The 26,432-nt window shown below is 41.6% G+C and carries 22 protein-coding genes; 8 read left to right on the forward strand and 14 right to left on the reverse strand.

Translation table 11 applies throughout. The features are described 5' to 3' along the window. Positions 1-258 precede the first annotated feature (258 nt). The 3 genes from CAP51_RS15900 to CAP51_RS15910 all read left to right on the forward strand — a co-directional run bounded on the left by CAP51_RS15900 (position 259) and on the right by CAP51_RS15910 (position 4,324). Entirely contained in the window at positions 259-1,473 is a 1,215-nt protein-coding gene (locus CAP51_RS15900; protein WP_087621852.1) for an acyl-CoA dehydrogenase, read from the forward strand. Positions 1,474-1,699: 226 nt separating this feature from the next. Beyond that, positions 1,700-3,022 (forward strand): MFS transporter, encoded by a 1,323-nt coding sequence (locus CAP51_RS15905; RefSeq protein ID WP_087621744.1) that lies wholly within the window; start codon positions 1,700-1,702, stop codon positions 3,020-3,022. Between the two features lie 60 nt (positions 3,023-3,082). Further along, positions 3,083-4,324, forward strand: coding sequence for a CaiB/BaiF CoA transferase family protein (locus CAP51_RS15910; RefSeq protein ID WP_087621745.1), 1,242 nt, complete (start codon positions 3,083-3,085; stop codon positions 4,322-4,324). Positions 4,325-4,394: 70 nt separating this feature from the next. On the opposite strand, the gene CAP51_RS15915 is transcribed toward CAP51_RS15910, so the two are convergent. Together CAP51_RS15915 and sppA are read right to left on the reverse strand one after the other, a co-directional pair. Then, positions 4,395-5,192, reverse strand: coding sequence for an alpha/beta fold hydrolase (locus CAP51_RS15915; protein ID WP_087621746.1), 798 nt, complete (start codon positions 5,190-5,192; stop codon positions 4,395-4,397). Between the two features lie 137 nt (positions 5,193-5,329). After that, the gene (gene sppA / locus CAP51_RS15920) at positions 5,330-6,358 is read right to left on the reverse strand and encodes a signal peptide peptidase SppA (protein ID WP_087621747.1); all 1,029 of its coding nucleotides are present in this window, start codon (positions 6,356-6,358) and stop codon (positions 5,330-5,332) included. A 224-nt stretch (positions 6,359-6,582) separates the two neighbouring features. Here sppA and CAP51_RS15925 point away from each other — a divergent pair, with 224 nt between their 5' ends. Beyond that, positions 6,583-7,494, forward strand: coding sequence for a lysophospholipid acyltransferase family protein (locus CAP51_RS15925; protein WP_245809187.1), 912 nt, complete (start codon positions 6,583-6,585; stop codon positions 7,492-7,494). Here the strand turns inward: CAP51_RS15925 and CAP51_RS15930 are convergent. The 12 genes from CAP51_RS15930 to CAP51_RS15985 form a co-directional block, all read right to left on the reverse strand. Next, positions 7,450-9,963 (reverse strand): DNA internalization-related competence protein ComEC/Rec2, encoded by a 2,514-nt coding sequence (locus CAP51_RS15930; RefSeq protein WP_087621749.1) that lies wholly within the window; start codon positions 9,961-9,963, stop codon positions 7,450-7,452. The genes CAP51_RS15925 and CAP51_RS15930 overlap by 45 nt on opposite strands. A 157-nt stretch (positions 9,964-10,120) precedes the next feature. Then, on the reverse strand, positions 10,121-10,822 hold the full coding sequence (gene lolD / locus CAP51_RS15935; protein ID WP_087621750.1) for a lipoprotein-releasing ABC transporter ATP-binding protein LolD: 702 nt from the start codon (positions 10,820-10,822) through the stop codon (positions 10,121-10,123). Continuing rightward, positions 10,815-12,050 carry a lipoprotein-releasing ABC transporter permease subunit gene (locus tag CAP51_RS15940; protein ID WP_087621751.1) on the reverse strand — a complete coding sequence of 412 codons (1,236 nt, stop codon included), beginning with the start codon at positions 12,048-12,050 and terminating at the stop codon, positions 10,815-10,817. Before CAP51_RS15940 ends, lolD begins: the two co-directional genes overlap by 8 nt. A 185-nt stretch (positions 12,051-12,235) precedes the next feature. Beyond that, entirely contained in the window at positions 12,236-13,138 is a 903-nt protein-coding gene (locus tag CAP51_RS15945; protein WP_087621752.1) for a DMT family transporter, read from the reverse strand. A 40-nt stretch (positions 13,139-13,178) separates the two neighbouring features. Next, positions 13,179-13,664 carry a YaiI/YqxD family protein gene (locus CAP51_RS15950; RefSeq protein WP_087621753.1) on the reverse strand — a complete coding sequence of 162 codons (486 nt, stop codon included), beginning with the start codon at positions 13,662-13,664 and terminating at the stop codon, positions 13,179-13,181. A 79-nt stretch (positions 13,665-13,743) separates the two neighbouring features. Beyond that, complete coding sequence (locus tag CAP51_RS15955) at positions 13,744-14,976, reverse strand: amidohydrolase (RefSeq protein WP_087621754.1); 1,233 nt, start codon at positions 14,974-14,976, stop codon at positions 13,744-13,746. Between the two features lie 69 nt (positions 14,977-15,045). Continuing rightward, positions 15,046-15,696 carry a TetR/AcrR family transcriptional regulator gene (locus tag CAP51_RS15960; RefSeq protein ID WP_087621755.1) on the reverse strand — a complete coding sequence of 217 codons (651 nt, stop codon included), beginning with the start codon at positions 15,694-15,696 and terminating at the stop codon, positions 15,046-15,048. Between the two features lie 27 nt (positions 15,697-15,723). After that, on the reverse strand, positions 15,724-16,653 hold the full coding sequence (locus tag CAP51_RS15965; RefSeq protein ID WP_087621756.1) for an ABC transporter permease: 930 nt from the start codon (positions 16,651-16,653) through the stop codon (positions 15,724-15,726). 2 nt (positions 16,654-16,655) lie between these two features. Continuing rightward, positions 16,656-17,723, reverse strand: coding sequence for an ABC transporter permease (locus CAP51_RS15970; protein WP_087621757.1), 1,068 nt, complete (start codon positions 17,721-17,723; stop codon positions 16,656-16,658). Between the two features lies 1 nt (position 17,724). Continuing rightward, on the reverse strand, positions 17,725-19,296 hold the full coding sequence (locus CAP51_RS15975) for an ABC transporter ATP-binding protein (protein WP_087621758.1): 1,572 nt from the start codon (positions 19,294-19,296) through the stop codon (positions 17,725-17,727). A gap of 2 nt (positions 19,297-19,298) precedes the next feature. Beyond that, entirely contained in the window at positions 19,299-20,333 is a 1,035-nt protein-coding gene (locus CAP51_RS15980) for a BMP family protein (protein WP_213062705.1), read from the reverse strand. A gap of 237 nt (positions 20,334-20,570) precedes the next feature. Continuing rightward, complete coding sequence (locus tag CAP51_RS15985; RefSeq protein ID WP_213062706.1) at positions 20,571-22,172, reverse strand: gamma-glutamyltransferase family protein; 1,602 nt, start codon at positions 22,170-22,172, stop codon at positions 20,571-20,573. Between the two features lie 159 nt (positions 22,173-22,331). Between CAP51_RS15985 and CAP51_RS15990 the strand changes: the two genes are divergently transcribed. From CAP51_RS15990 to CAP51_RS16005, 4 genes are all read left to right on the forward strand, one after another. Next, on the forward strand, positions 22,332-23,129 hold the full coding sequence (locus tag CAP51_RS15990; RefSeq protein ID WP_087621759.1) for a cysteine hydrolase family protein: 798 nt from the start codon (positions 22,332-22,334) through the stop codon (positions 23,127-23,129). A 9-nt stretch (positions 23,130-23,138) separates the two neighbouring features. After that, positions 23,139-24,326 carry an amidase family protein gene (locus CAP51_RS15995; RefSeq protein WP_087621760.1) on the forward strand — a complete coding sequence of 396 codons (1,188 nt, stop codon included), beginning with the start codon at positions 23,139-23,141 and terminating at the stop codon, positions 24,324-24,326. Positions 24,327-24,328: 2 nt separating this feature from the next. Then, entirely contained in the window at positions 24,329-25,309 is a 981-nt protein-coding gene (locus tag CAP51_RS16000; RefSeq protein WP_087621761.1) for a bile acid:sodium symporter family protein, read from the forward strand. A gap of 169 nt (positions 25,310-25,478) precedes the next feature. After that, complete coding sequence (locus tag CAP51_RS16005; RefSeq protein ID WP_087621762.1) at positions 25,479-26,405, forward strand: hypothetical protein; 927 nt, start codon at positions 25,479-25,481, stop codon at positions 26,403-26,405. Positions 26,406-26,432 lie beyond the last annotated feature (27 nt).

Genomic DNA, 26,432 nt, shown 5'->3' on the forward strand with positions numbered 1-26,432 from the left:
CGATAAATTCCTTTTATCCGGCCTAGATATGACATCATCACATATCTCTCGCTTATCCTAAGCGATTTCTCTGGTTAGTCTCCATATTTTTAACCAATCAATAGCAAATAATGCAATTCATAACACTGATCCGCAATTCAGATATGAGATATTGGTATATCTGCATGCAAATTTATCGTTTGAAAGTGTGTTCTGATCTTCGTAGCATCATCTTACAACGATACAAGATCATTTTTTGCAGAGGACGCAATGAATCAAATGACTCAGCCCAAACATGGCAACAAAGTTCAATTCGACTGGCAGGATCCGTTCTTACTGGAACAACAACTTAGTGAAGAAGAGCGCATGATTAAAGACACAGCATATAGCTATTGTCAGGATAAACTCATGCCTCGCGTTCTTGAACAATTCCGTTACGAAAAAACTGATCCAAGTATCTTTCGCGAAATGGGTGAACTGGGGTTATTAGGTCCGACCATTCCGGCACAATATGGTGGTTCAGAATTAAATTATGTCAGCTATGGTTTGATTGCCCGTGAAATTGAACGGGTTGATTCCGGTTATCGCTCGATGGCCAGCGTACAAAGTTCTCTGGTCATGGTCCCCATCCATGAATTTGGTACGGAAGAACAAAAACAAAAGTATTTACCCAAACTTGCCACAGGCGAATACATTGGCTGCTTTGGTTTAACCGAACCGGATCATGGTTCTGATCCCGGCAGTATGATCACCCGGGCGAAAAAAGTCGATGGTGGTTACCGTCTGAGCGGGGCCAAAATGTGGATTACCAACAGTCCGATTGCCGATGTATTTGTGGTATGGGCCAAGGAAGTTTCCGCAGAAGGCAATGTCGGACAAATTCGCGGCTTTATTCTGGAAAAAGGCTGGCAAGGGCTTTCTGCTCCAGCAATTCATGGCAAAGTCGGATTACGGGCTTCCATTACTGGTGAGATTGTAATGGATAATGTTTTTGTCCCGGAAGAAAATGCCTTTCCAGAAGTACGTGGTTTAAAAGGGCCATTTACCTGTCTAAACAGTGCCCGTTATGGCATTGCCTGGGGTGCAATGGGTGCCGCAGAATTTTGCTGGCACACTGCCCGTCAATATACACTGGATCGCAAGCAATTTGATCGACCCTTGGCAGCAAATCAATTGATTCAGAAAAAGCTTGCCGATATGCAAACAGAAATTGCTCTGGGTTTACAGGCAGCTTTGCGTTTTGGCCGCATGAAAGATGAAGGAATCGCTGCGGTAGAAGGAACCTCCCTGATCAAACGTAACAACTGTGGTAAGGCATTGGATATTGCCCGACTGGCACGTGACATGATGGGTGGCAACGGTATTAGCGATGAATTTGGTGTCGCACGTCATCTGGTCAATCTTGAAGTGGTCAATACCTACGAAGGAACACATGATGTACACGCTCTGATCTTAGGTCGTGCACAAACCGGCATTGCTGCCTTCGCAAATTAATTTCTTATTCTTTCATGCCTAAAGTGCTCTACCAAGAGCGCTTTAAGAGCGCTATGTCTTTAAAACAGTGAAATACACATCAAGGAATCATCGTAAATTTATTTTAACAGCGACTTTTCACCCTACTTTCCTGAGTAAAACAGCAAAACCATATCCAAGTATATTAAGAAGATACTCAGGCAAAAAAATTTGCGATGACTCATTTTAGGATTAAATGAGGTAAAAAATGAACAATGAAGTTCCAGTAGCAGCAGAGATCAGCAAATATCCTCTCCCCGCCAATGTCGGGACTTTTGAGAGAATCGGTGTAAATACATGGAAATGGGCACTTTTATTTGCCTATTTCGCCATGGTAGTCGATGGTGTAGACATCATGCTGTTATCGTACAGCCTGACCAGTTTAAAAACCGAATTCGGTTTATCCACTTTTCAAGCGGGTGCTCTAGGCAGTGCATCTTTAGCCGGCATGGGAATTGGGGGTATTCTGGGTGGATGGGCATGTGATAAGTTCGGCCGAGTACGCACCATTGCCAGTTCGGTTACCTTCTTTTCAATTGCTACCTGTATTCTCGGTTTTACCCAGAGTTTTGAGCAGTTTATGGCGCTACGCTTTATTGGCGCATTAGGAATTGGCGCCCTATATATGGCATGTAATACCCTGATGGCAGAATACGTTCCCACCAAATATCGCACCACGGTTTTAGGTACCTTACAAACTGGACAGACCGTGGGCTATATTGTTGCCACGCTTTTAGCCGGAGCGATTATTCCGGATCATGGCTGGCGTGTATTATTTTTTATTACCGTCATTCCAGCTTTTATTAATATTTTTCTGCAACGTTTTGTGCCTGAGCCCAAATCATGGCAACTCACCAAAATCAAAGCAGCGCAAGGCACACCAGCAGTTGAGACGAGCAAAGTCAAAGAAACGCCTCGTAAAAGTAAGAGTATTTACAAACAGATTTTTATCAATTTCAAACATCGCAAAATGTTCTTATTGTGGATGACCACTGCATTTTTCCTGCAATTTGGTTATTACGGTATTAATAACTGGATGCCAAGTTATCTGGAAACCGAAGTGCATATGAACTTTAAAAATCTAACCAGTTATATGGTCGGCTCGTACACTGCGATGATTCTGGGCAAAATAATTGCAGGCTATCTTGCAGATAAATTTAATCGTCGTGCGGTATTTGTGTTTGGTACCATTGCCAGTGCCATATTCTTACCAATCATCATTTTCTTTAATACGCCTGACAATATTCTATATTTACTGATTACTTTTGGTTTTCTCTACGGTATTCCTTATGGCGTAAATGCCACCTATATGGCGGAATCATTCTCTACCGATGTGCGTGGTACAGCCATTGGCGGTGCCTATAATATTGGTCGTGTCGGTGCGGCAATTGCACCTGCAACCATTGGTTTCCTTGCTTCCGGCGGCACTTTCACCATGGCGTTTATTGTTATGGGTGCGGCTTATTTTATTGCCGGTGTTTTACCCGGACTATTTATCAAAGATCGTCAATACGATCCACAACATTCATAACTCACCTTGTCAGGAAGGTCTTGCTTTACCTTCCTGCAAATCTGATTAAAGGAAAATATTATGGGTGCATTACAGGGAATTCGTGTACTGGATTTGAGTCGGGTATTAGCCGGTCCATGGTGTGGGCAAGTCTTGGCCGATCTAGGTGCAGAAGTCATCAAAATTGAACGCCCACATTTGGGCGATGACACCCGTATGTGGGGACCACCATGGATGAAAGATGATAAGGGACAATCCACACGGGAATCCGGTTATTATCAATGTGCAAATCGCAATAAATATTCGGTCGCCATTGATATTACCAGCCCCGAAGGACAGGCACTGATTCATGCCATGGTAAAAACCGCAGATGTGGTGATTGAAAATTATAAGGCAGGCTCATTAAAAAAATATGCGCTGGATTATGAAACCCTTCAAATGCTCAATCCCGGATTGGTTTATTGCTCCATTACAGGTTTTGGTCAAACAGGCCCACGCGCAGAACAGCCCGGCTATGATTTTATCATTCAAGGCATGTCCGGATTAATGAGTATTACAGGTGAATCTGATGATTTACCTGGTGGCGGTGCCCAGAAAGTTGGCGTGGCCGTAGTCGATATCCAGACCGGTTTATATGCCACCATTGCCATTCAAGCGGCCTTACTTGCTAGACAACATACCCAGCGCGGACAATATATTGATTTGTCACTACTCGACGTACAGGTTGCTGCGCTAGCCAATCAGGGAATGAATTATCTTAGTTCCGGCATTGCACCCAAACGCATGGGGAATCATCACCCGAATATTGTTCCTTATCAAACCTTTAAAGCCAAAGACAAAGAATTTATTCTGGCCTGCGGCAATGATAAACAGTTCAGGGACTTATGTATTGCCATTGGCAAACCGGAACTTCTTGAAAGCGAAAAATATTTGCGTAATCAGGATCGGGTAAAATATCGTGATGAATTGGTTACTTTACTGACAGATTACTTTCTGACTAAAAATGCACAGGACTGGGTAGATGTCATTGATGCAGTAAAAGTGCCGGTAGGCATCATTAACTCAATTGCCGATGCCTTACAAGAACCACAAATTCAGGCTAGAAATTTAGTAGTTGATCTGCCCCATCGCTTAAACCAGCAATTTAAAGTCATCGGCTCTCCCCTCAAATTATCAGATACGCCGGTGGAATATCATCATGCGCCTCCTCAATTAGGCGAGCATACCCAACAGATATTATCGCGCTTTAAATCAGCAGAGGAACTTGCCCGATTAAAACAGCAGGGTGTGATTGATGGCAAAATTGCCTGGCATTTTGAATAGCAAGAAAATTGAATAGTAGAAAAATAGACCGAATCAATTAAGGCTGATACGGTCTTATCAAAGCAATCTATTATTCAGCTTGAATTAAACTTTTAATTTTTTCTACAGTCTGCAATGGATATTCCAGCGGGAACATATGTCCACCCGGCACTACGGTATAGGGAATTCCCAACTTCTTTTGCGCCTGTTGTGGAAATTTTTTCTTTAAGAACAAACTTTCCTGCCCGACCAGCAAATGCACAGGAACTTTTGGTTTAGGCTGTGGTAACCACCACAAAGACGGATTTTTTCTAAAGATTTCTACCTCAACAGCTTTGGGAATCGTCAGTGTTACCCCACCCTGTTGTACATCTTCCATTAAGCCATAACGAATATAATCATCAAAACATTGTTGATCAAACCCTTTAAAAAATCCTCGTGTGCGTAACAAATTGGCTGCCTGTTCGCGACTGTCCCAATGATCACGACGTCGTGATGACAATCCTGCCGGGGTCATTTTATCCACCAGTTTTGGACTGAATAATTTTGCTACATGGAAAGCAAAAGAGGATTTCCCCATAATCAGCGGAGGATCCAGCATAATCACCTGCGAAATCAGATCAGGGCGTAAATTGGATGCCATAAAACTTAATAATGAACCCAATGAATGACCAACTGCAATAACCTGACGACCTTGTGCTTGTGTTTCAATACTGTCAATGACCTGCTGAACCAGTAATTGCCATTGATCAGTGACCGGATAATGCGGATCAGTACCAATCAGCGGGACATAAATAATGTCAAACTCATCTGATAAGGCATCAAATAATTTTTGATAAGTTTGGGATGGGATTCCGTTGGCATGAGCAAAGTGAATTAATGGTTTCATGGCGATTGTTCTTCATTTTGGGACCTGATGAATATCTTCCTCTTGAACATATTCAACATTCAAGAGGGGAAACTAGCCAGTTTTATACAGCAATTTTTATACAGATGGCATGATTAAACCAGCGATGAGCAAATAGGTTACTGCAAGTTTGGTTGCGATTGGGTTTCTACCTGTTGCGAAATGGACTGACCAATGCCTTGACCAATAGAGGTTCCCATTTTACCAAGCAAAGACTCAAATGGGCTGCGCTGTATGGTGTAATCCACTTTCTTATCCACATTCAATTCACGGGCAAGTGTGGTGATATTGCCGGTTTTATCCGCCAGACCCAGTTTGATGGCCTGATCGCCAGTCCAGAACAAACCAGAGAAAATATCCGGTGTATCCGCTTTTAAACGATTACCACGCCCCGCTTTGACTGCGTCAATAAAGTGTTGATGCACATTGTCCAATAATGCCTGTACATGCGCTTTTTCAGCCGGATTGATCGGTTTGGTCATGCTCAGCAATGCCTTATGATCACCGGAAGTCATGGTACGATCTTCAACGCCCAGTTTTTTAGCCAATTCAGAAAAACCATAATTGGGCATAATTACCCCGATCGAACCGACAATACTTGATGGATTAACATAGATTTCATCTGCGGCAGAGGCAATATAATATGCACCAGAAGCACCGGTATCACCAATCACAGCATAAACTTTTTTATCCGGATGCTGTTGTTTCTGATAGCGGATTTCTTGCCAGATTTCATCTGATTGTACTGGTGAACCACCGGGCGAATTAATATTTAAAACAACGGCCTTGCTATTGCTGGCCTCAAAAGCACGCTTTAATGCCTTGTTGGTGTCTTGACTGTTAACACTATTGGGTGCATTGGCAATAGTCCCTTCAATATCCACCACGGCAAGATGCGATTCGGAAACCATGGGACCACCATCAACCTGACGACTGACACTACAACTTTTGCCCATTAATACAATAATAAAAAGTAGATAAGCAAAAGAAAGTAATTTAAAAAAAATCCCCCATCGACGACTACGCCGCTGTTCTTCAACAGAAGCCAGTACAGCTTTTTCAAGGATTTTCCATTCTTGTCCGGTCGTTTGTTCGGATGTTGATGGTTTTTGTTGTTCGACAGGTGGTTTTGGTGGCCATTCCGACATGAAATTTATCCCAATGATTAAAAGTAATGAAAGCGTGTTGAACGTCTTTTTTCAAAATGAAGTCACAAGATTCAACAGGCCCTACTCTAACAGGTTGTCAAAAATCTTGCATAGATAATCACCCTATACTACGTAAATTTACTCAAATAAGTCTATAATATACAAATATTGAGATTTTAATTTTTTTTATGATGCAGAAACAACTAGATGGCTTGGTAACCAGCATGCGCTTCATCAGCAAGTTACCTTTAAAATTATTACAAACATGTGCTACAGGTATCAGTGTTATTATCACCAAAGCACTTCCTGTAAAAACACCCCGATATGCAAAACTCAATATCGAAATTGCGTTTCCCGATGCCTCACCTGAAAAAATACAACAGATTTATCAATCTTCAGCCATCAATGAACTAAAATCCTATTTTGAGTTTATTCATATCTGGGGCAACCGTACCGAAAAAAATCTGGCGATGCTACATTCTGTCACCGGTGCAGAATATTTACATGAAGCACTGGCAGCCAAACAGGGAATTGTTTTAATTGTGCCACATTTCGGTACTTGGGAAATTATGAATGCTTGGGTCAGTCAATTTACCCCGATGACCATTATGTATAAACCCCTGAAAAATTCAGCGGTCAATAAATTCGTTTTACAGGCACGTAGTCGTGAACAGGCACATCTGGTTCCAACCGATGAAACTGGTGTGAAACAAATATTCAAGGCACTTAAGTCTGGTGGCATTACGGCAATTCTGCCAGACCATAGTCCGGATCATGGCGGTGAATTAATTGACTGGTTTGGCGTTCCCTTATATTCCAGCCAATTAAGTGCCAAAATGATTCAAAAAACCAAAGCCAGATCCCTGTTGCTCTATGCCCTGCGGAATGAAAATGAAGGTTTCGATATGTTTATCGAACCAATGTCGGAGGAGATTTATGACACCAGCAAAAATGGCACATTACTGATTCATAAAACCATGGAAGCATTGATCCGCCGTTATCCAGAACATTACCACTGGAGTTATAAACGCTTTAAGGCCAATCCCGCCACTTCAGCTCTATATACACTTCCAAACGACAAAGCGCTCGCATTAATCCGCAAAATCCAGACGCAAAGCAGTACTTTTGGGCAATAACCACTGTCGTGTGGCACGCGCACTCTGCCATGACCAGATGGATTGGTGCTGTTTTAATTCAATATGAATTGCCCCTAAATCTGCGGTATTCACATAGGCAATATTCAATGCCTGTAATCGAGCCAGTGTTTCCGGCGTAGGATGTCCATAACGGTTATCAAAGCCTGCCGAAATCACAGCCAGTTTGGGATTGACCTGCGCTAGAAAATCATAGGCAGAACTATGCCGACTGCCATGATGTCCCAGCACCAGAATATCAGCCGTTAAATCTGGATAATCCTGCAATAGATAAAATTCACCTTCCCAGCCTAAATCACCCATCACCAGAATCTTAAACGGTTGCCCCAACATTTCTGTTTGAATCAATACCACACAGGAAGATTCATTCTGATTACGCCTTGAATAATTTTCTCTTGGGAAAAGAATCTCTATATTCACGCCATCCCATTGCCAAGCCTGTCCCTGATCGCAACGTATAAATGGAACCGCTGGATAATTAGTCAATACTTTATCATAGCTATTACTGCGTAACTGTTTGACCCGAATATGATCAATGACTGCCGCGGCACCACCGCTATGATCCAGATCCAAATGCGACAATAAAATTTCATCCAGTGAACGTATGCCCTGACTGCGTAAAAATGGCACAATTACCCGATCTCCCATCGATGCTTGCCCTTCTTGCCAAGCGGGTCCCCCCGTATCAATCAATAGCTGATGATTTGCTGTTCTGAGTAAGGTCGCCTGTCCCTGCCCGACATCCAGAATATCAAACTGTAATAGTGCACGTTTTTGGGGAATAAACGTCAGCAAGATGAAAAAAGCCGCCCAATATCGGGGAATCAACCCTTTGGGCAAAGAAATCAATATGATGCCAATGCTTAGACTGAGCAAAGCAAAAACATTAAGATAGCTTGGCAGATACAACCACGCTGCAACAGGTTGCAAAAGCAATAAAACATGATTAAACATCGCCAGCAAAAAAGCGGCCATCGACCAGATTAGATGTCCAAAACTCGGAATAATCAGCCAGATCAACGCAGCAATAATATCAAGCGGCACAATCACCAGACTTAAAAATGGAATGGCAATTAAATTGATCACAGGTGAAATCAACGAAACCGCCTGAAACTGCCATAACACGATAGGTAAAAGTGCAATAAAAATACGCCACTGCGATTGCCATAACAGCGCAATCAAAACCTTAAAACGTTCGATTAAACCAAGGGAAGGCTCTTGCTTTTTCTCCTGAACTTGCTGATAGATCAATAAAAGAATGGCCGAAGCCCCAAAAGACAACCAGAATGCTGCCGATAAAATCGCAAAACAATCCCACCAGAGCACCACACAGGCAGCACATAACAAGGTCGTAAAAGGAGAAATCCTGATCCGTAATAACAATGCCAGACTACAGATGAAAACCATAATCCATGTGCGTAGTGCCGGAATTTCAAATCCGGTAAATGCCACATAAAAACTAACGCAGAGTAAAAAAATCGGTAAACAGACATAAGGTTTGGGAATATACTGATAAAGATTACGACATACGCCACGGCGCATCAACGCATGTAAAATCTGCATCAATACCCAAGTCAACATGGCGGCAAGAATCAACACATGCGGACCGGAAATTGCCAGTAAATGGCTGATGCCCATCATTTGATACAATTCAATGCTATCTTTACTGATCCCGCTACGATCCCCAGTCAATAAACCCAATAATAATGCTTTATTTTGATTGGCAGCCGTATCACCCACCAATTGTTGCCGATAGCTCAAACGTAACTGTTCAATCCATAACCGCCACTGTGCCAAAGGCCGTTGTTGCTCAACCACAAAGCGATACCAGCCCATACGCTGGATTTCATCTGCACTTAAAGGCTGGCTATACAGAACAGTCGCTGTACCATGAATGCCGTTTTGTAATAACCATTTTTCCTGATCAAAACCACCGGGATTGACATAGCCATGTGGTGGTTTGATATCGACTATGACCTGATAAAACTGACCAAGCTGTAATTTTTCTGTGCTTAAGCCAATTGCCTCACCCGCTGCATTGTAAATCCGCTTTGGATAGAGCAATATTTTTAAACTGCGATTTTCATTCGGAATTAATAACTCGGCATTTTGCCGCCAATTTTCCAGTTTTCCATCACTGATACTCTGAATATAAACAATACCCTGCACTGTTTGTCTATATTGCACCTCATCGGCCAGTCGTTGCTTCAATTGATGATCGGCATAGGACCAACCCAAGGCAAAAATTGAAAGCACGGCAATGCTTTTCAGCAAAAGTGAAAGAATAAAATAAGATCGGGAATAATCCTTAAACCAGAGTAGATAATAGAAGAGCAAGGCAAAAAATAAGGAAAACCACCACACTGATGCATGGCAATATTGAAAAAAACTTTGCGTCAATCCAATACAGCTGATCGCAGCAATCCATCCGACACATAACCATCGAATCATTATTATGACTACTCAATTTGTTTTTGTTGTTCACACACCATTATCATGTGTATTGATTATTTTGATATTAACGTAATTTTAATGCGTGTTAAATGCTCTGTTATACATTCAGATTTAATAACACGCTTTTGCCAAAACTTTTGCTAAAAAAGCGAGCTTAATTTTCAAACCAACGACCATCTCGCATCTGTAGGATACGATCTGCGGATTTTGCCAAAGACTCGTCATGTGTCACGACCAACATCGCCATATTATGTTCTTTACGCAATTCGGTCAGTAAGTCAAAAATCCCTTCTGCGGTATGGCGATCCAGATTTCCTGTTGGTTCATCGGCCAGTACCAATTCCGGCTCTGTTACCAGTGCACGGGCAAGTGCCACACGTTGCCGCTCACCACCGGAAAGCTCGCCGGGCTTATGGGTCAAACGATGGGATAAACCCACCTGATCTAGCAATTTTTCCGCTTTTTGTTTGACCTGCTTAAACTCGGTACCTTTGCGTAACATCAATGGCATACAGACATTTTCCAACGCAGAAAATTCCGGTAATAGATGATGAAATTGATAGACAAAGCCCAAATGCTGATTACGCAAATTACCACGTGTGGTTTCATCAAGATGATCAAAACGTTGACCATTGAGCAAGACTTCACCTTTGCTCGGACGATCTAATCCGCCCAAAACATGTAATAAGGTACTTTTACCGGAACCACTGGCACCAATTACCGCAACAAATTCGCCCTGATGTACCTCCAGATTGATGCCTTTTAATACCTCGACTTGATTGCGTCCATCATCAAAACTACGATATACATCTTTTGCCGCAAGAATCACCTGACCACTCTTGATATGACTACTCATAGCGTAAAGCCTCCGCAGGTTGAATTTTTGCTGCACGTAACGCAGGATAAATGGTGGCAAGGAAACTCAAAATCAGTGATAAACCAACAATCACAACGACATCTCGCCATAACAATTCCGATGGCAAATAATTAATAAAGTAAGCTGCAAATAAATTTAAGCCGAGCGCATTATTGATCCAGCCCAAAATACCACTGATTGATGTTGCCAGAATGACCCCAAGCACTGCACCCGACAATGTTCCAATCACGCCAATCACCGTTCCCTGTACCATAAAAATACGGGTAATCGTAGCCGGTGAAGCACCTAGCGTTCTCAAAATCGCAATATCAGCTTTTTTATCGGTCACCACCATCACCAGAGATGAAACAATATTAAATGCTGCCACCAGTACGATCAGAAACAGTAGCAAACTGACCATAGCTTTTTCCATTTGAATGGCGCTAAATAAATTGCCATGCGTGTAAGTCCAGTCAGAACCATAGAAATAAGGTGGCAAATCTTTTAAGACACTTTGAACCACTTCCGGTGCCGCAAAAATATCATCCAGTTTTAACCGAATACTTTGTGCACCATTGGGTAAACGCAATAAGGTCGATGCATCATTTAATGAGATATAACCCATCATGCCATCGACTTCTGCACCAATACTAAATATCCCGACAATGGTAAAGCGTTTAAAACGAGGGACTACACCAGCAGGTGAAGGCGTGGCTTCAGGTAAAACCAGCGTAATTTTATCGTGCAGTTGTAATCCCAAGGCATCCGCCAAAGATTTCCCCAGAATAATGCCATACTCGCCATCTTTCAGATCATTCAGTGAACCTGCAACCATATAATCCTGAATGATTGAAACCTTAGGTTCATATTTGGGATCAATCCCGTTGACCAGAATACCCGATACCTGTCCCTGTGCAGTCAACATACCCTGTAACTGGGTAAAGGGCGCTGCACCTTTGACATGCGGATATTTTTCCAGTGCCGGAATCATCTCCTGCCAGTCAGTCACGATATGACTCGACGAGACAGTCGCCTGTGGCACCATACCCAGCACACGATTTTTGAGTTCACGGTCAAAACCATTCATCACCGAAAGCACAGTAATCAATACAGCGACGCCAAGCATCAAGCCGATCATGGAAACCAGTGCGATAAAGGAAATAAAATGATTACTGCGTCGAGCCCGAGTATAACGCAGCCCAACAAATAGCGAGATCGGTTTAAACATACGACCTTATATCCAGAGTTTAATTTCTATATTTATAGCTTTTGGGAAAACAACCTTACAGCCATATCATCTTTGCGCAGAATGTTAGCATGATAAATTATCGTACTTGCATAATTCAAACAAAACTCTTTAAATTTAAAGGAAATTTGAAGTGAAAGGAATATTCAATATCTTTTCGGGATCATTTATTTTGATACCAAGCGCAACTTTGCACTGATATCCCGCCAAAAATAGAGCGCCATGCCAATGAAAATTACCATGACACCAGCATAAGTGGTGAGAGCTAGATGTTCATGATTCAATGCAGCACCAATCACCAAGGCGATAATCGGTGTTAAAACTGTAGTGAGTGACAAGGTCGTGGCAGAAATATTTTGCACCAGTTTAAAATAGCAGAACATGGCGACAATAGATGCCATTATCACAGTATAAAACAGTGCCAATATGGATTTTAAAGAGGGTAACTGTGTGGGAAAATTCTGCCAGATAAAAGGCACTATACAGATCGCCATGACTGTTGAGCATAGAATTGAGCCTGTGGCCTGAGCAAAAGGCGTGACGTTGGCATTGACCTTTTTCACCAGATAAATTGATAAACAATAGACCGAAACACTCATCAGCATCAAGGCGATCCCATACAAACTAAAATGCATGGATTGCTGCGCAAATAAACAGATACTACCCAAGCCCAACAAGGCAATACACATGCCCAGCCATTGCACCGCACTTAATCGTAATGAAAACCATAATACCCCGATCAAACCTGCAATAATCGGTGCTAAACCAAACATCAGCGCAATAATGCCCGATGACAAATAAGCTGTTGCCATGTAGGTGAATGTTTGCGAAACAATCAGGCTACAACTGCCCGCCAGATAACTAAGCCATGCCTGACGATGTAAAGGCAAAGGCGATTTAAACAGCCACAAGATAAAAAAGGTTAAAGGCAACGCCAACAAGAAACGAAAGACCATAGACCAGAGTGCAGGCATACTTTCCACACTCCAAACAATCGCCAGTGGTGTAGACGCCCAGATAAAAACCAAAATGATATAAGTGAATATGGCATTTTGTTTGCTAATCGCCATTTATACATCCCATCTTAATATGATCAATTTGTCTTTAATCCTAATGTTCGATCTTTGTTTTTTGTATTTGCTTGCGAATGGTTTGTTCCAGTGCATTGGAAAATTCGCGTTTATCTCTGATATTCATCGGTGCAGGCCCACCAGTTTGTACACCGGCACCGCGTAAAGTATCCATAAAATCACGCAGATGCAATCGAGCCTTAATATTACTCTCGGTAAAAATTTCACCGCGTGGATGGATGGCAACACCGCCCTTTTCAATCACCTGTGCAGCAAGCGGAATATCCTGTGTCACTACAATATCATTGCCCTGCATTTTCTCGACAATGGTTTTATCTGCCTCATCCGCTCCGGATAATACCTGTAAGGTATTAATACGTGTAGAACGAGGAATATTCAACGGTTGATTGGCGACAAAAATAATATTCAGCATAAAGCGATCAGAAGCACGTAAAATCACGTCTTTCAGGACATTGGGCAAAGCATCGGCATCAACCCAGAGCTGGAACTTTGGTGTGGTGGACATAAAAAATGCAGATCAATAAAATTAATCTGCATTGTAGCCGATTTCTATATCGCAATGCTCGAAATGCCGAAGACAAAAATCATTTTTCCTGATAAGTAACCTGTCCGCGATAGATTGTCATCTTACGCATAGAAACACGAGCAATCGCTTCGGCTGAACAACTGGCCTGCACCAACATAATATCAGCGGCATCCTGTATTTGAGGCCATTGCCGCTCACCATGTTGATTCAAGGGTAAAATACCAGTGGCAAAATATAAGGCACGTGACAATGAATATTCATTTTTCCAGCCATATAACTGGGCGATTACATTACTGCGTTCAATGATATCGCCCTGACCAAAAGGATACCAATGGTCCATGACACTGTCTGTACCCACCTGCACCTTAACACCCAACTGATGCAACTCAGCTAATGGCATTCTAAACTGGATCGGCACGCCACTGATTAAAGTGATACCCAACCGTTTCATCTGCTCAGCATATTCTTCAAGTTCCCCATCCTGTGCAATATCATAAATTACAAAGCCGTGACTGAGGTGAAACTTATTTTTTAACTGAGGATTTTCTTCAATCAATCTCAAAATCAATTTGAGCGTCTGTTTTCCGACTTCTCCTCGTTCATGTAAATGAAGATCAATTCCCACCTTATAATCCAGCGCCAGCTGAAAGGTGGTTTCCAGAGATTTTTGCCGATCGCCATCAAGTGTTTGTGGATCAATTCCCCCAACATAGTCACATCCCAGTTGTAACACCTGCTGCATTAAAGCAACAGTATTGTCCCGATATAAACCATGCTGTGGAAAAGCTACGATTTGTCCACAGATTCGGGATCGATACTGTTGCAATACCTGTTGAGTTTTTAAAAAGTGTTCTACGCCTATTGAATGATCAACATTACAATGTGCCAGTGTTTTGACTGCACCTTTAGAGATGATCAGATCCAGAATAGCTTGTGCACGTTGTTCTACAACTGGCAATTGTCTGGGTAATAACTGCTTTTCCATCGCAATCATTTCCGCCACGGACTTATCTTGCTCTGCCGCTTGCCATGTACCCCCATAATAGGTTTTATCCAGATGAATATGGGCATCTTGAATACCAGGTAAAGCCAGATAACCTTGTCCATCAATATGTGGTAGTGCCATTAAGGTTTCAGGTAAAGCGTCAAAATATATACCAACAATTTTGCCTTCCTGAATATGAAGCGCAACTGTACGGGTTTTGGTTGCCTGTACCTCACCCAGATCATCATATTCAAAGCCGACTTCAAGTAAGATATTGGATAATATATAGTTGTGATGATGTTGCATGCGAGTACCATGATGTATCAGTCAATACTGATGTTTTCAATAAAAAATATCTCGGTTGTTGTCATATATCTATGCTTTTAAAAAACTGTTTAATACTTCCCGACACATCAACTTGTGCTCATTTTGCCAATCGACCTGCAACAAATCTGTTTTAAACATAAATGACATGGTATAGGCATTGGATTTTGGAAAAACCACCAGACTAACCATCATGGTATATAAATGCAGAGGATCGATTCCGGAGCGGACACTTCCAATTTGCTCACCACGTTGCAGTAACACTTCAAAGTAATGTAATAAATGCGAAGAAATTAACGGGATATGACTGGAACGCTGGATATTTTCTGCATTGTGCAGATTTTCATATTGCAAAATACGGAATAACTCACGATGTGTGGCAAAATGTTGTTCGGTAAAATCATACAAACTTAATATGCCCTGAATCGGATCAATACTGGCAATATCAAGATTCAGTTGCAATTCATTGTTACGCAACTCATTGACCGTATATTCTAATACATCCAGATAAAGTTGGTCCTTACTTTTAAAGTAATGATAGATCATCCGGATATTGACTTGTGCAGCTTTTGCCAGTTGTTCTACCCGAACGCCACTAAATCCTTTTTCAGAAAATTCTTCCAGCGCTACCTGTAAAATTTTATCCCGATTGGAAAGCGGAGCGACTGTTTCATGACTAGCGTTTTCCGTTATATTCATCATCTGATTCTCAATATCAATGCTGTAGGATTAATGACGTACATAAGGCACAGTTAAGGCTTTAGGCGCAGTTTGTTTTCCCATAAATCCTGCAACTGCAAAAAGTGCCAATACATAAGGCAGCATGATCAATAACGCAGGCGGAATATTAATATGCATGGCTGGTAATTGATATTGCAATGCACTCACCGCACCAAACAATACACAAGCCAAAGCCGTTTTTAAAATTCCCCAATTGCCAAAAATGATGGCTGCCAATGCCAGAAAGCCAATACCGTTGGTCATCCCTTCGGTAAACGTGTGAATATCCCCAAGGGAAATTAAACTCCCTGCAATGGCTGCCATTATGCCCGAAATCATAACACCGAGATAGCGTAAAGCAGTGACCGACATACCGGCCTGATCTACAGTTTTAGGTTCTTCACCCACTGCGTTAATCGAAACACCTAAAGCAGTTCGTTTCATCACTACAAAAATTGCAAGCAATAAGACAATGCCTAAATAGACGATCCAGGATTGATTAAAAATATTGGCCAGACTTGGAAACTGGACTGGATCAAACAGTTTAAGTTTGGCAAAACCAAAACTACTTTGTACAGCAGCCCCTGCCGAATTTTCAAAAAAAACTTTCCGATACATTAAAGTGGTCGCCCCCAATACCAGAATATTGATCCCAATACCAGTGACTAGTTGATTGGCTTTTAGGGTCACACTCAAAAAAGCCTGAAGCAAGGCTAAAGGAATGGTGCCAATAATCGCAATTAAAAACCCCAACCATGGGTTGCCTGTCAAATAAGCACCATAAATTCCCAGAAACGCGCCCGATAACATCATGCCATCCACACTGGTATTAATCACACCGGTTTTTTGGCTGATTAATTCACCTGTCGAAGCAATTAATAACGGTGCAGATAGACGAATCGCAGAGCCAATAAAGATTGCCAGAATATCAATTCCCATATTTATTCACCTCGACGTCCTAACCAGGTTGAAGCACCAGCAATCACCAGAATAATGATGCCCTGAATCACCAGTACCAATGCGGAAGGCAGTTGTGCCACCATTTCCAGATTAATACCGCCAGATCTTAAAAAACCGAAAACCAGTGCCGCAGCAAATACCCCTAGTACCGATCCGCGTGCCAGTAAACCAACAACCAGTCCATCAAAACCATAACCAGAAGAAAAACCTGTTTTTAACACCTGCTGATCACCTTGCAACATTAATCCGCCTGCTAGACCAGCAAATGCACCAGAAATTACCAGCGCCAAAACGATGGTGGAAAATACAGAAATTCCCGCACGTTTTGAGGCATGTGCATTAAAACCCACACTTTTCAGATTAAAACCAAACCGGCTGTAATTCAAAATTAGATAGACTGCAATTGCCAGAAGCAAAGTAATGATCAAACCCAGATTTAGGTTATAACCACTCGTTGCAAATAATAGTGGAATAGTAGTGGCGTCAGGAATTGGCAAAGATTCTGGTAAAGATGCACTTGTAGTCATCGGTTGTTTTAATAAATTTTCACTTTGTACACAGCAATACAATAACCAGACCGCGATAAAGGAAAGCAACAAGGTACTAATGACCTCATTGGTCCCCATTTTCGCCTTCAAAAAGCCGGCAATGCCTCCCCAGAATGCACCAGCCAGCATTGCCCCCAACAATGGATATAAAAATACTAAACCAGCGGGCAAGCCAGATGCACCGCCATATAAACACAAAGCTGTTGCAGCAATTCCACCTACAGCGATCTGACCTTCTGCGCCAATATTGGCGAGTTTGGCACGATCAGCCAGAATAAAGCCTAGGCCAATCAAGGCAAAATAAATTGCACGATTGATTGAAGCACCAATCACATAGGGTGATCCCCATGCACCTTCAGCAAAAGCACTTAAGGCATCCTGAAATGACAGACCATAAGCCTTTACAATCAAAAAGGAAATACTTAAGGAAATGGCGGTAACCAACAATAAAATCAGTAAAAGTCTGATATAGGAATGTTTTAAAAGCTGATGTATATTCATTTCATTGTCCCGCCATCCAAGCCCCGATTTTTTCACGTGTTGCTTGTTCGCCACTGACTTCGCCTACAATTTTGCCGCGGTAAAACACCAGAATTCGATCTGCCACTGCAAGCAATTCATCCAGCTCTGAAGAAATTAATAACACCCCCAGTCCTTTATCACGTGCTGCACGGATATGCTGGTAAATTGCTGCAACTGCACCCACATCCAAACCACGGGTTGGTTGTGAAGCCAATAAAAATTTCAGAGGATTTAAGGTCAGTTCCCGTGCAAATACCGCTTTTTGTTGATTCCCTCCCGATAAACGTCCAAATGGCACATCGGGAGAAGCAGCACGTACATCAAACTGTTGCATCAGTTGTTGTGCATCCTTCCTAATTTTTTTTCGATTTAAAAATCCATATTTGCAGTATCGATCCAGATGATTGAACAAAATATTTTCGGCCAGCGACATTTCCACTACACAGCCAGTATCATGCCGATCTTCGGCAATCACACCAACACCACATCGGGTTAATTGCCGTGGTGTTGCATGAGTAAAATCCTGTCGCTCAATTAAAAACTGTCCACGACTTGCCGGTAACATTCCCGATAAAATGCTGGCAAGTTCACTTTGTCCGTTTCCTTCTACACCAGCAATTGCCACAATTTCAGCTTTATTGACAATAAAAGTTGCATTGTCCAGCTTGGTTACGCCTTCCGTATCGACATAAGACAAACCATTAACATGCAAAACTTCATCTTCAATGGCACGGGTATTGGGATTAGCTGTAGAAGAAGATGACTCACGTTGTATCAGTTTTACCGTCTGTTGTTGCTGTTGCCCATTCATCATCGAATTGACCAAACGATGAATGTCTTCACGTGGATGATCTGAATAGTCCACAATCGTACCGGCTCTCAATACCGACACTTTAGACGCAACCTGAGTAATTTCAGCCAGTTTATGAGTCACCAGTAAAATGCTACAACCACGCTCGACAACCCTTTGACAAATCTCCAGCAAGGCAGCAATTTCATTGGGTAGCAATACAGCTGTAGGTTCATCAAGAATCAGAACACGCGGATTGCGAATCAAACATTTAATAATTTCAACACGCTGTTTTTCACCGACCGCCATGTCACTGATCTGGGCATTTAAATCAATATCAAAATTCAACTCAACCAGAAGTTTTTTAATTTGTTCTGCCTGTTGTTTACGGTTTAAAACTCCCGTAACCCGCCCCAATAACAAATTGTCTAGAACAGAGGTATTTTCAATCAAGGAAAAATGTTGATGCACCATAGCAATGCCATGCTTTAAGGCATCTTTTGGGCTGGCAGGCTGAAAAGCTTCATTCTGAAGTAAAATCTGCCCTTCATCTGCCTGCAGGGAACCAAAAATAATATTGCATAACGTTGATTTTCCTGCACCATTTTCACCTAATAGACAATGTATTTCTCCTGCTTCAAGCGTAAGTGACACATTTTTTAATGCCTGAAAAGCACCAAATGATTTTTTGACACCCTGTAAAGATAATACACTAGATGTATCTTGCTTGACGGGACAATCAGAATGATCAACGTATGACATAATTAACCTTCTGCAACTTTAATTTTGCCGTCCACCAAATCTTTTTCGATTTGTTCAATTTTCTGGTTCATTTCGGCAGTACCATTACAAATTCTAAAACCGGAAGATTTTGGCCCCATTGCCAATCCAAAAGGCTTATAACCGGCTTGCCAAGTCCCTTTATCTAATTGCTCAATGGCATATTCCACCTGATAACCTACACCGGTGGTGCTATATGCAAGATAAAGGGGATTTTTGTCATCACAGCGATCGGTATAACCACCAATAATGTGGGTGCCTTTCTCTTTAGCTGCCTGTTCGATACCTTTGGTTCCCAGATTCACAATATAACTATGAATATCTGCACCTTGTGCAATGGCAGCTAATGTTGCCTCATGCGCTTTGGTCACATCTTCAAAATCACCGGTATAATTAGTAATCACTTTAATCTGTGGATTGATATAATGTGCGCCATTGGCATATTCAGTCCCTGCGTTAACAATGGCAGGAATTTCCATACCGCCTACATAACTAATAGTACCGGTTTTACTGAGCATTGCTGCAGCTGCACCTGCCACAAAAAAGATTTCCGATTGTTTCACATCATAGCCAGCAACATTGGCTGGCATATTAGGCTCTTGATTTCCTCCAATCACCACAAATTTTACTTGTGGGAATTTTTTTGCCACTTTAAACATTGACGCTTGGGTTTGGCCACCTACACCAATAACCATTTCATTTTTAGAAGCCAGCGTAGTAATGGCCTGATCCATATCGGCATAATTAATATTTTCGATAATCTGGGTTTTCAGTTTATTTCCAAATTCTTTTTGTGCATCAGTAATACCCTGATAACCTGACTCCATCCAGCCTTTATCTGTTTTCGAACCGGGAATTAAAATTCCTACACTCATATCATCACTGGGCGCTGTTGCCGCAGTATCAGTTCCACTATTAGCTGTTGTGGCTTCTTTTTTACTATCACAACCCGTCAACAGACCTGCCGTAGTAGTACATATCATCATTGATGCCATAAAACTTTTTTTAAATGCGCCCATGGTTATATTCCTCAGCCTATTCCACATAAGTAAGTATTTACTTACATAACTATTAAGCAACCACTGTGCCAACTTTTAAAATAAAATAGAGAAAGGTTTTTTATCTTCCAGCCTTAACACAGCATGCAAAAAAGTAAAATCCCGATATCTTCCGGCATTTAAATAAAGCAATATGCCCTATTATTTTGCAATTTATGCACAGAAATCGATCATTAATATATTTGCCATAAAACATTTTTAATATCCAAGTGCCCGGCCATCACTACGTGGATCATGTGCACCATAATAACCTTCAGGTGTTATACAAATGACACCGGGTTGCCCAGAAAGTGGATTCTGAGCAGTGATACGTTCTACCTGATGTCCCATCTGTAGGAGCGTTTCAAGTGCTTGAATATCCGCATCTTCCTCAATCTTTAAATTATTTTTACTACTGGAAAATGTTTTACCCAGTAAAAACCGGGGTGCCTGTAAGGCTTCATAAGGGGGAAAATCATAATCAATCAAACGGGTTAAGATAGTTGCCAGCGTTTGCGGCTGACCGTCCGCACCCTGCGTACCAAATAAAAGTTTAGTCTGTCCATTTTCTGTATAGATGCCGGGATTTAAAGTATGAAAAGGTCTTTTACAAGGTGCCAGACAATTCACATGGTTTGGATCAAGAGAAAATGAAGCACCACGGTTATGCCATAAGATGCCAGTATCTCCTGCTACCACACCACTCCCCCAATCATAATAAATGGTTTGCAACATACTGACACCATGTCCCTGTGCATCCACAACACCAATGTAGACCGTATCACCATGCTGATAAACTTCGCTCCATGGTGCAGCCTGTTGTAGAGAAATCCTCTCTGCTTGCCGGGTTAAATGTGCTTTACTTAATAAAATATCATTACAATGCGTTGAAAAATCAGGATCTCCGACATATTTGTTACGATCCAGAAATGCCCGTTTAATGGCCTCTACCAGTATATGGTAATAATCTGCCGAACCTTCTTTAATCGATTGTCTTAAATCAAATTTTGATAAAATACCCATAATTTCTAGGGTTGTAATGCCTTGGGTGGGCGGTTGCAGACTATATAAAATGCCATTACGGTAAGGTATGCTCAATGGCTTTTCCAACCGGGCATGTGTACGCTGTAAATCGCTCAACTGGATAGTCGATCCCAATTTTTGCAAACCCTGTACAATCCTTACTGCCAATTCACCTTCATAAAAATCGCGATAACCATACTCGGCAATTCGTTTTAAACTTTGTGCTAATTGTGGTTGTAACATCAATTGATCAGATAAAAAACCATTTCCATACTGACTAAAAATTGCATTAAATCCTGCCCACTTTGCCACCTCCTGTTGGCGATAATCAAACCAGAATTTTTGTGATTTAGTTACCTGCGTCCCATGTTCAGCCAAATCAATGGCGACCTTAAAGAGATCCTGCCACGCCATTTCCCCTTGCCAATGCTGCTGACTGTATTCAAAAGCCTTTCCCCATGTATCTACAGTACAAGCAGTGGTAAGTGCAGCACCAATACCCCTTTCAGGAATTTTTTGCTCAATATGTTCAAGATTCTGGAAAGACTGCCCAATACCGGATAAGGTCATTACCTCACCATGTGCATCACTGAAAACCATAAAAGCATCGCCACCCAAGCCATTAAAATGTGGATAGGTCACACTTAATACCGATGCCACAGTAATGGCTGCTTCGATGGCATTGCCACCCTGTTGAAGCACATCCAGTCCTGCCTGACTTGCCACGGTATGCGGGCTGGTTACCATCCCTTGCCTAGCAAATGTACTTTTTGTCGGAGCCAATTGATCTTTATTCATAAGTAGCATAAACCTGTAAAGCAAATAGCAAAGTTGGCATTAATATTGCTAATTTCATTGTAAGTAAGTATTTACTTATCTGCAATTAAGATGCCAAAGCACTCATTCTGGCTGATGAGGTTTTGACCCGGCTCAATTTTAATGTTTTAAGGAGCAGTAATGAATCATAAAGATGATCTTGATACGCTATTACCTATCGGTACCTATGCACAAACTGCATGGCAAGCTTCTAAAGATACCGTTTCCATGCTTGCACTACGTAAGCCTGTAATACCGCTTCATCTTGAGACAGAACCCCAAAAACTCATTATTGATTTAAATCAAACTGCTATTGTCATTGTTGATATGCAAAATGATTTTTGTACGGCAAAAGGTTGGGTAGATCATATTGGCGGCAATTATCAAATTGATCGTAGCCCAATTGAACCTTTACAACAACTTTTACCTACACTGCGCCAGCACGATGTTCCTGTGATCTGGCTCAACTGGGGGCATCGCCCGGATCTGGCAAATGCACCAGCCAATCAACATCATCTCTACAAACCGACTGGTCGTGGGATTGGACTGTGTGAACCTTTACCCGAGCATCAGGCCCACGTACTTGAACAAGGTTCATGGGCAGCAGCAACGGTTGATGAATTAAAGCCACTGGATAATGACATTCTGGTGAATAAATATCGTATTTCTGGCTTTTGGGATACCGAACTGGACAGTATTTTGCGTAATCTGGATATCCGTACCCTATTATTTGCCGGAGTAAATACTGATCAATGTGTATTACATACCCTGACTGATGCCAACTTTCTAGGTTATGGCTGCATTATGCTTAAAGATTGCTGTGCCACCAGTTCTCCTGATTTTTGTACTGAGGCGACCATCTGGAATGTAAAAAAATGCTTTGGCTTTGTCTGTGATTCAACCGATGTAATGGAAGCCATTACATCACCTGAACAATAGGACGCCATGATGAATAGCGCATTTATACAAATGCTCCCAGACCTACAGTGCCATACAACTGGCCAACTGGCGCATTTAAAATTTGCAGTAAAGGATCTCATTGATGTGCAAAATACCATTACTGGCGGAGGCAACCCAAGCTGGCGCAAACTACACACCGCAGCAAAAAAAAATGCTCCTTGTGTGCAACAACTTCTGGATCAGGGCGCAATTTTAACTGGGAAAACCATTACCGATGAACTCGCCTATAGTCTGGAGGGTCATAATTATTTTTATGGCACACCGATTAATCCACGCTGGCCTTCGGCATTGCCAGGCGGATCTTCTAGTGGTTCTGCATCAGCCGTAGCACAAGGCTTGGTAGATTTTTCATTAGGCACAGATACTGGTGGTTCTGTGCGCGTGCCTGCTGCGTTTTGTGGTTTATGGGGAATACGTCCTTCCCATGATGTTATCTCTACACAAGGCGTCATTCCTTTCGCACCACGTTTTGATACAGTCGGATGGTTGAGCCAAGATAAAGATATATTTAAACGAGTTGGTGAAGTTTTATTGCCCTCAGATCTCTCGTCTATGAATCTTGAAGACTTACCCTTATTAGGTGTTGCAGAAGCTTTTGACTATCGCCAGCACAATGCGCCTGAACAGGCAGCAGAAATCTTTCAGGTCTGTCAAAGATTAGGCATGCAAAAGACCACACCAATTTTAAACCGCCATCCCAAACACTGGTTAGCCTGCTATCAATACCTACAGGACCATAATATTAAAACCGCACTAGGAAAATGGATTAAAAACAATCATCCAGAATTTGGTCCAGAAATGGATGTAAATTTCCGCCGTGTCCTTGCCAATACCGGAGACCAAATCGAACATTTTGAAACCGAGATTGCGATTGCAAAAGTACATATCAATACAATTGTGAATGAAAATATACTCATTCTTCCCACCACACCGCTGGCACTCGTTCCAAAAGATATCAATCCACAGGATTTATATAAATTTTATCAACAGGCATTAACCATTAATGCCATTGCCGCATTTGCCGGATTACCTCAAGTCAATATTCCTATTGCACAGCATGATGATTATCCCATCGCTATTTCCATTATTGGTCCACGCTATAGTGACCGGCAATTAATTAACCTTGCCAGTTCACTTTATCAACAGGTGCATTCAAATCAAGTAATAGGATATTAGGCATGCTTAAACCTAAATATTTGCCAGATCATTTTAGTTTAATGATTATTGCTATGGTGATCCTTGCCAGCATTTTGCCTATTACAGGCCAAGCGGCCAATGTTTTTAATCATTTCACCGATATTGCAATTGCCCTATTATTTTTTCTTCATGGCGCAAAACTCTCCCGTCAAGCAGTGATTCAGGGCCTCACCCACTGGCGACTTCATTTAACCATTTTTGCTTCAACTTTTGTCTTTTTCCCGATGATAGGATTACTGCTTAAACCCATTATTGAACCACTTCTGCATGAGCAGCTCTATTTGGGTATTTTGTATTTATGTCTTTTACCCTCTACCGTACAATCTTCGATTGCATTTACCTCTATTGCCAAAGGAAATGTCCCTGCTGCCTTATGTAGTGCTTCAGCCTCCAATATCTTGGGCATGTTTCTAACGCCATTTTTAGTCAGTCTATTTATTGCACAATCTACTTATACATCCTCAGACACGTCCACTGAGGCGGTCATCAATATTCTTCTTCTATTACTTTTACCCTTTATCCTCGGTCAAATTTTTCGTGAACGTATTTTTCCGTTAATAAAACAACAACCGCGACTGGTCAAAATAGTCGATCAGGGTTCGATTTTAATGGTGGTCTATGCTGCATTTAGTGAAGCTACACAAGAAGGAATTTGGCATCAGGTATCGATAAACACTCTATTGATCTTAATAGGCATATGTCTAAGTTTGCTTGCTATCATCATGGTCATATTACTAGTGAGTAGTAAACAACTTGGATTTAATCAAAAAGATCAAATTACCATTTTGTTTTGCGGTTCCAAAAAAACGCTTGCCAGTGGCGTACCCATGGCAAAAATTATTTTTGCAGGTCATCCGATTGGTTTAATTCTGCTGCCATTAATGCTATTTCACCAAATCCAGTTGCTGGTATGCGGTATTTTAGCTAGTCACTTTGCAAAGCGAGATGAAAATCTGGATTAATTAAGTGAATCGGTGGGTTGAATTGATTAATCCATCATAAAAGGATAATTTTTACATCAATTTTTAATCGAAATCGTATTTGACAAACGATTTTACCTTTTAGCTCTTGAAAAACTAGCCCTTTCCCTTATTTAATAGGAAGATAACTATTTTTAAATATTGGATCATTATGAGCAATCAACAACCTGAAACCATCGCACTAAACTGTGAAAATTTTGGTGGTCATGCCGAACATTGGAAAATCATTACGGCAACACCCGAGCAGGACGTGGGAAAATGGTTACATCAGGCGTTGGATCAAGCCAGCTCACCGATGGGATTATGCAAAACCGAACAGGATTTACCGGAAAATGTCTGGTTATTGCTGGGTCCACAACAAAATATTCAAGTTGCACAAATCGTCGATGTCGAAAATAATCGTCCAAAATCATTAAAAACAGCTTTCCCTGTATTTCAAAGTCCCTACAAGATTCAGGCAAAAATTTCCCGTATTCTGGCATGTACTGACAATCATGAAGCAGTGTTAAGCGTAGAGTTAGAAAATGGCAGTGTGATTTATGGTTATGACACCTTATACGCTGTTAACCAGCAACAATATCATGCCAATCAATCCTATGATATTGAAATCAATGCTTGGGCCTACGCACTTGAAGCAGTGCCAGATAAAGAGACCATGCTGATTGAAGACCCTGTGGCGATTCGTCATCATCGTGCTTTAAATGATATTTTGGCCGACCATCACGGTGAAACACCTGATAATCTACAAGAATTACTTGCCGCATGGCAGCCCTCTTCACCCGATGATGAACTGCCTGTCACACTGGACATTTCCAAAATGGTGGCCTATCTCTATGGTGAAACTATGGGGCAAGAAGATGAAGCTTGGTTCCAGGGCGATATTGTAGGTAAAACGTCATCACAATTTATGGACAGAAATTTTGTATTATATGACGTTGCATTAATGCGGGAAGAAAAAGCAAAACCAGTCATTGTGCGTATTGCTTATCCAGAACAACAGCAACAATTTGAAATTGGTGACTATATTCGCGGGAATATCTGGATTCAATTTAAAATTTATGATACAACTACATTGTAAGTATAATTTTTATGCAGTAATGACAAA

The sequence above is a fragment of the Acinetobacter populi genome (assembly GCF_002174125.1).
GTDB lineage: Bacteria > Pseudomonadota > Gammaproteobacteria > Pseudomonadales > Moraxellaceae > Acinetobacter > Acinetobacter populi.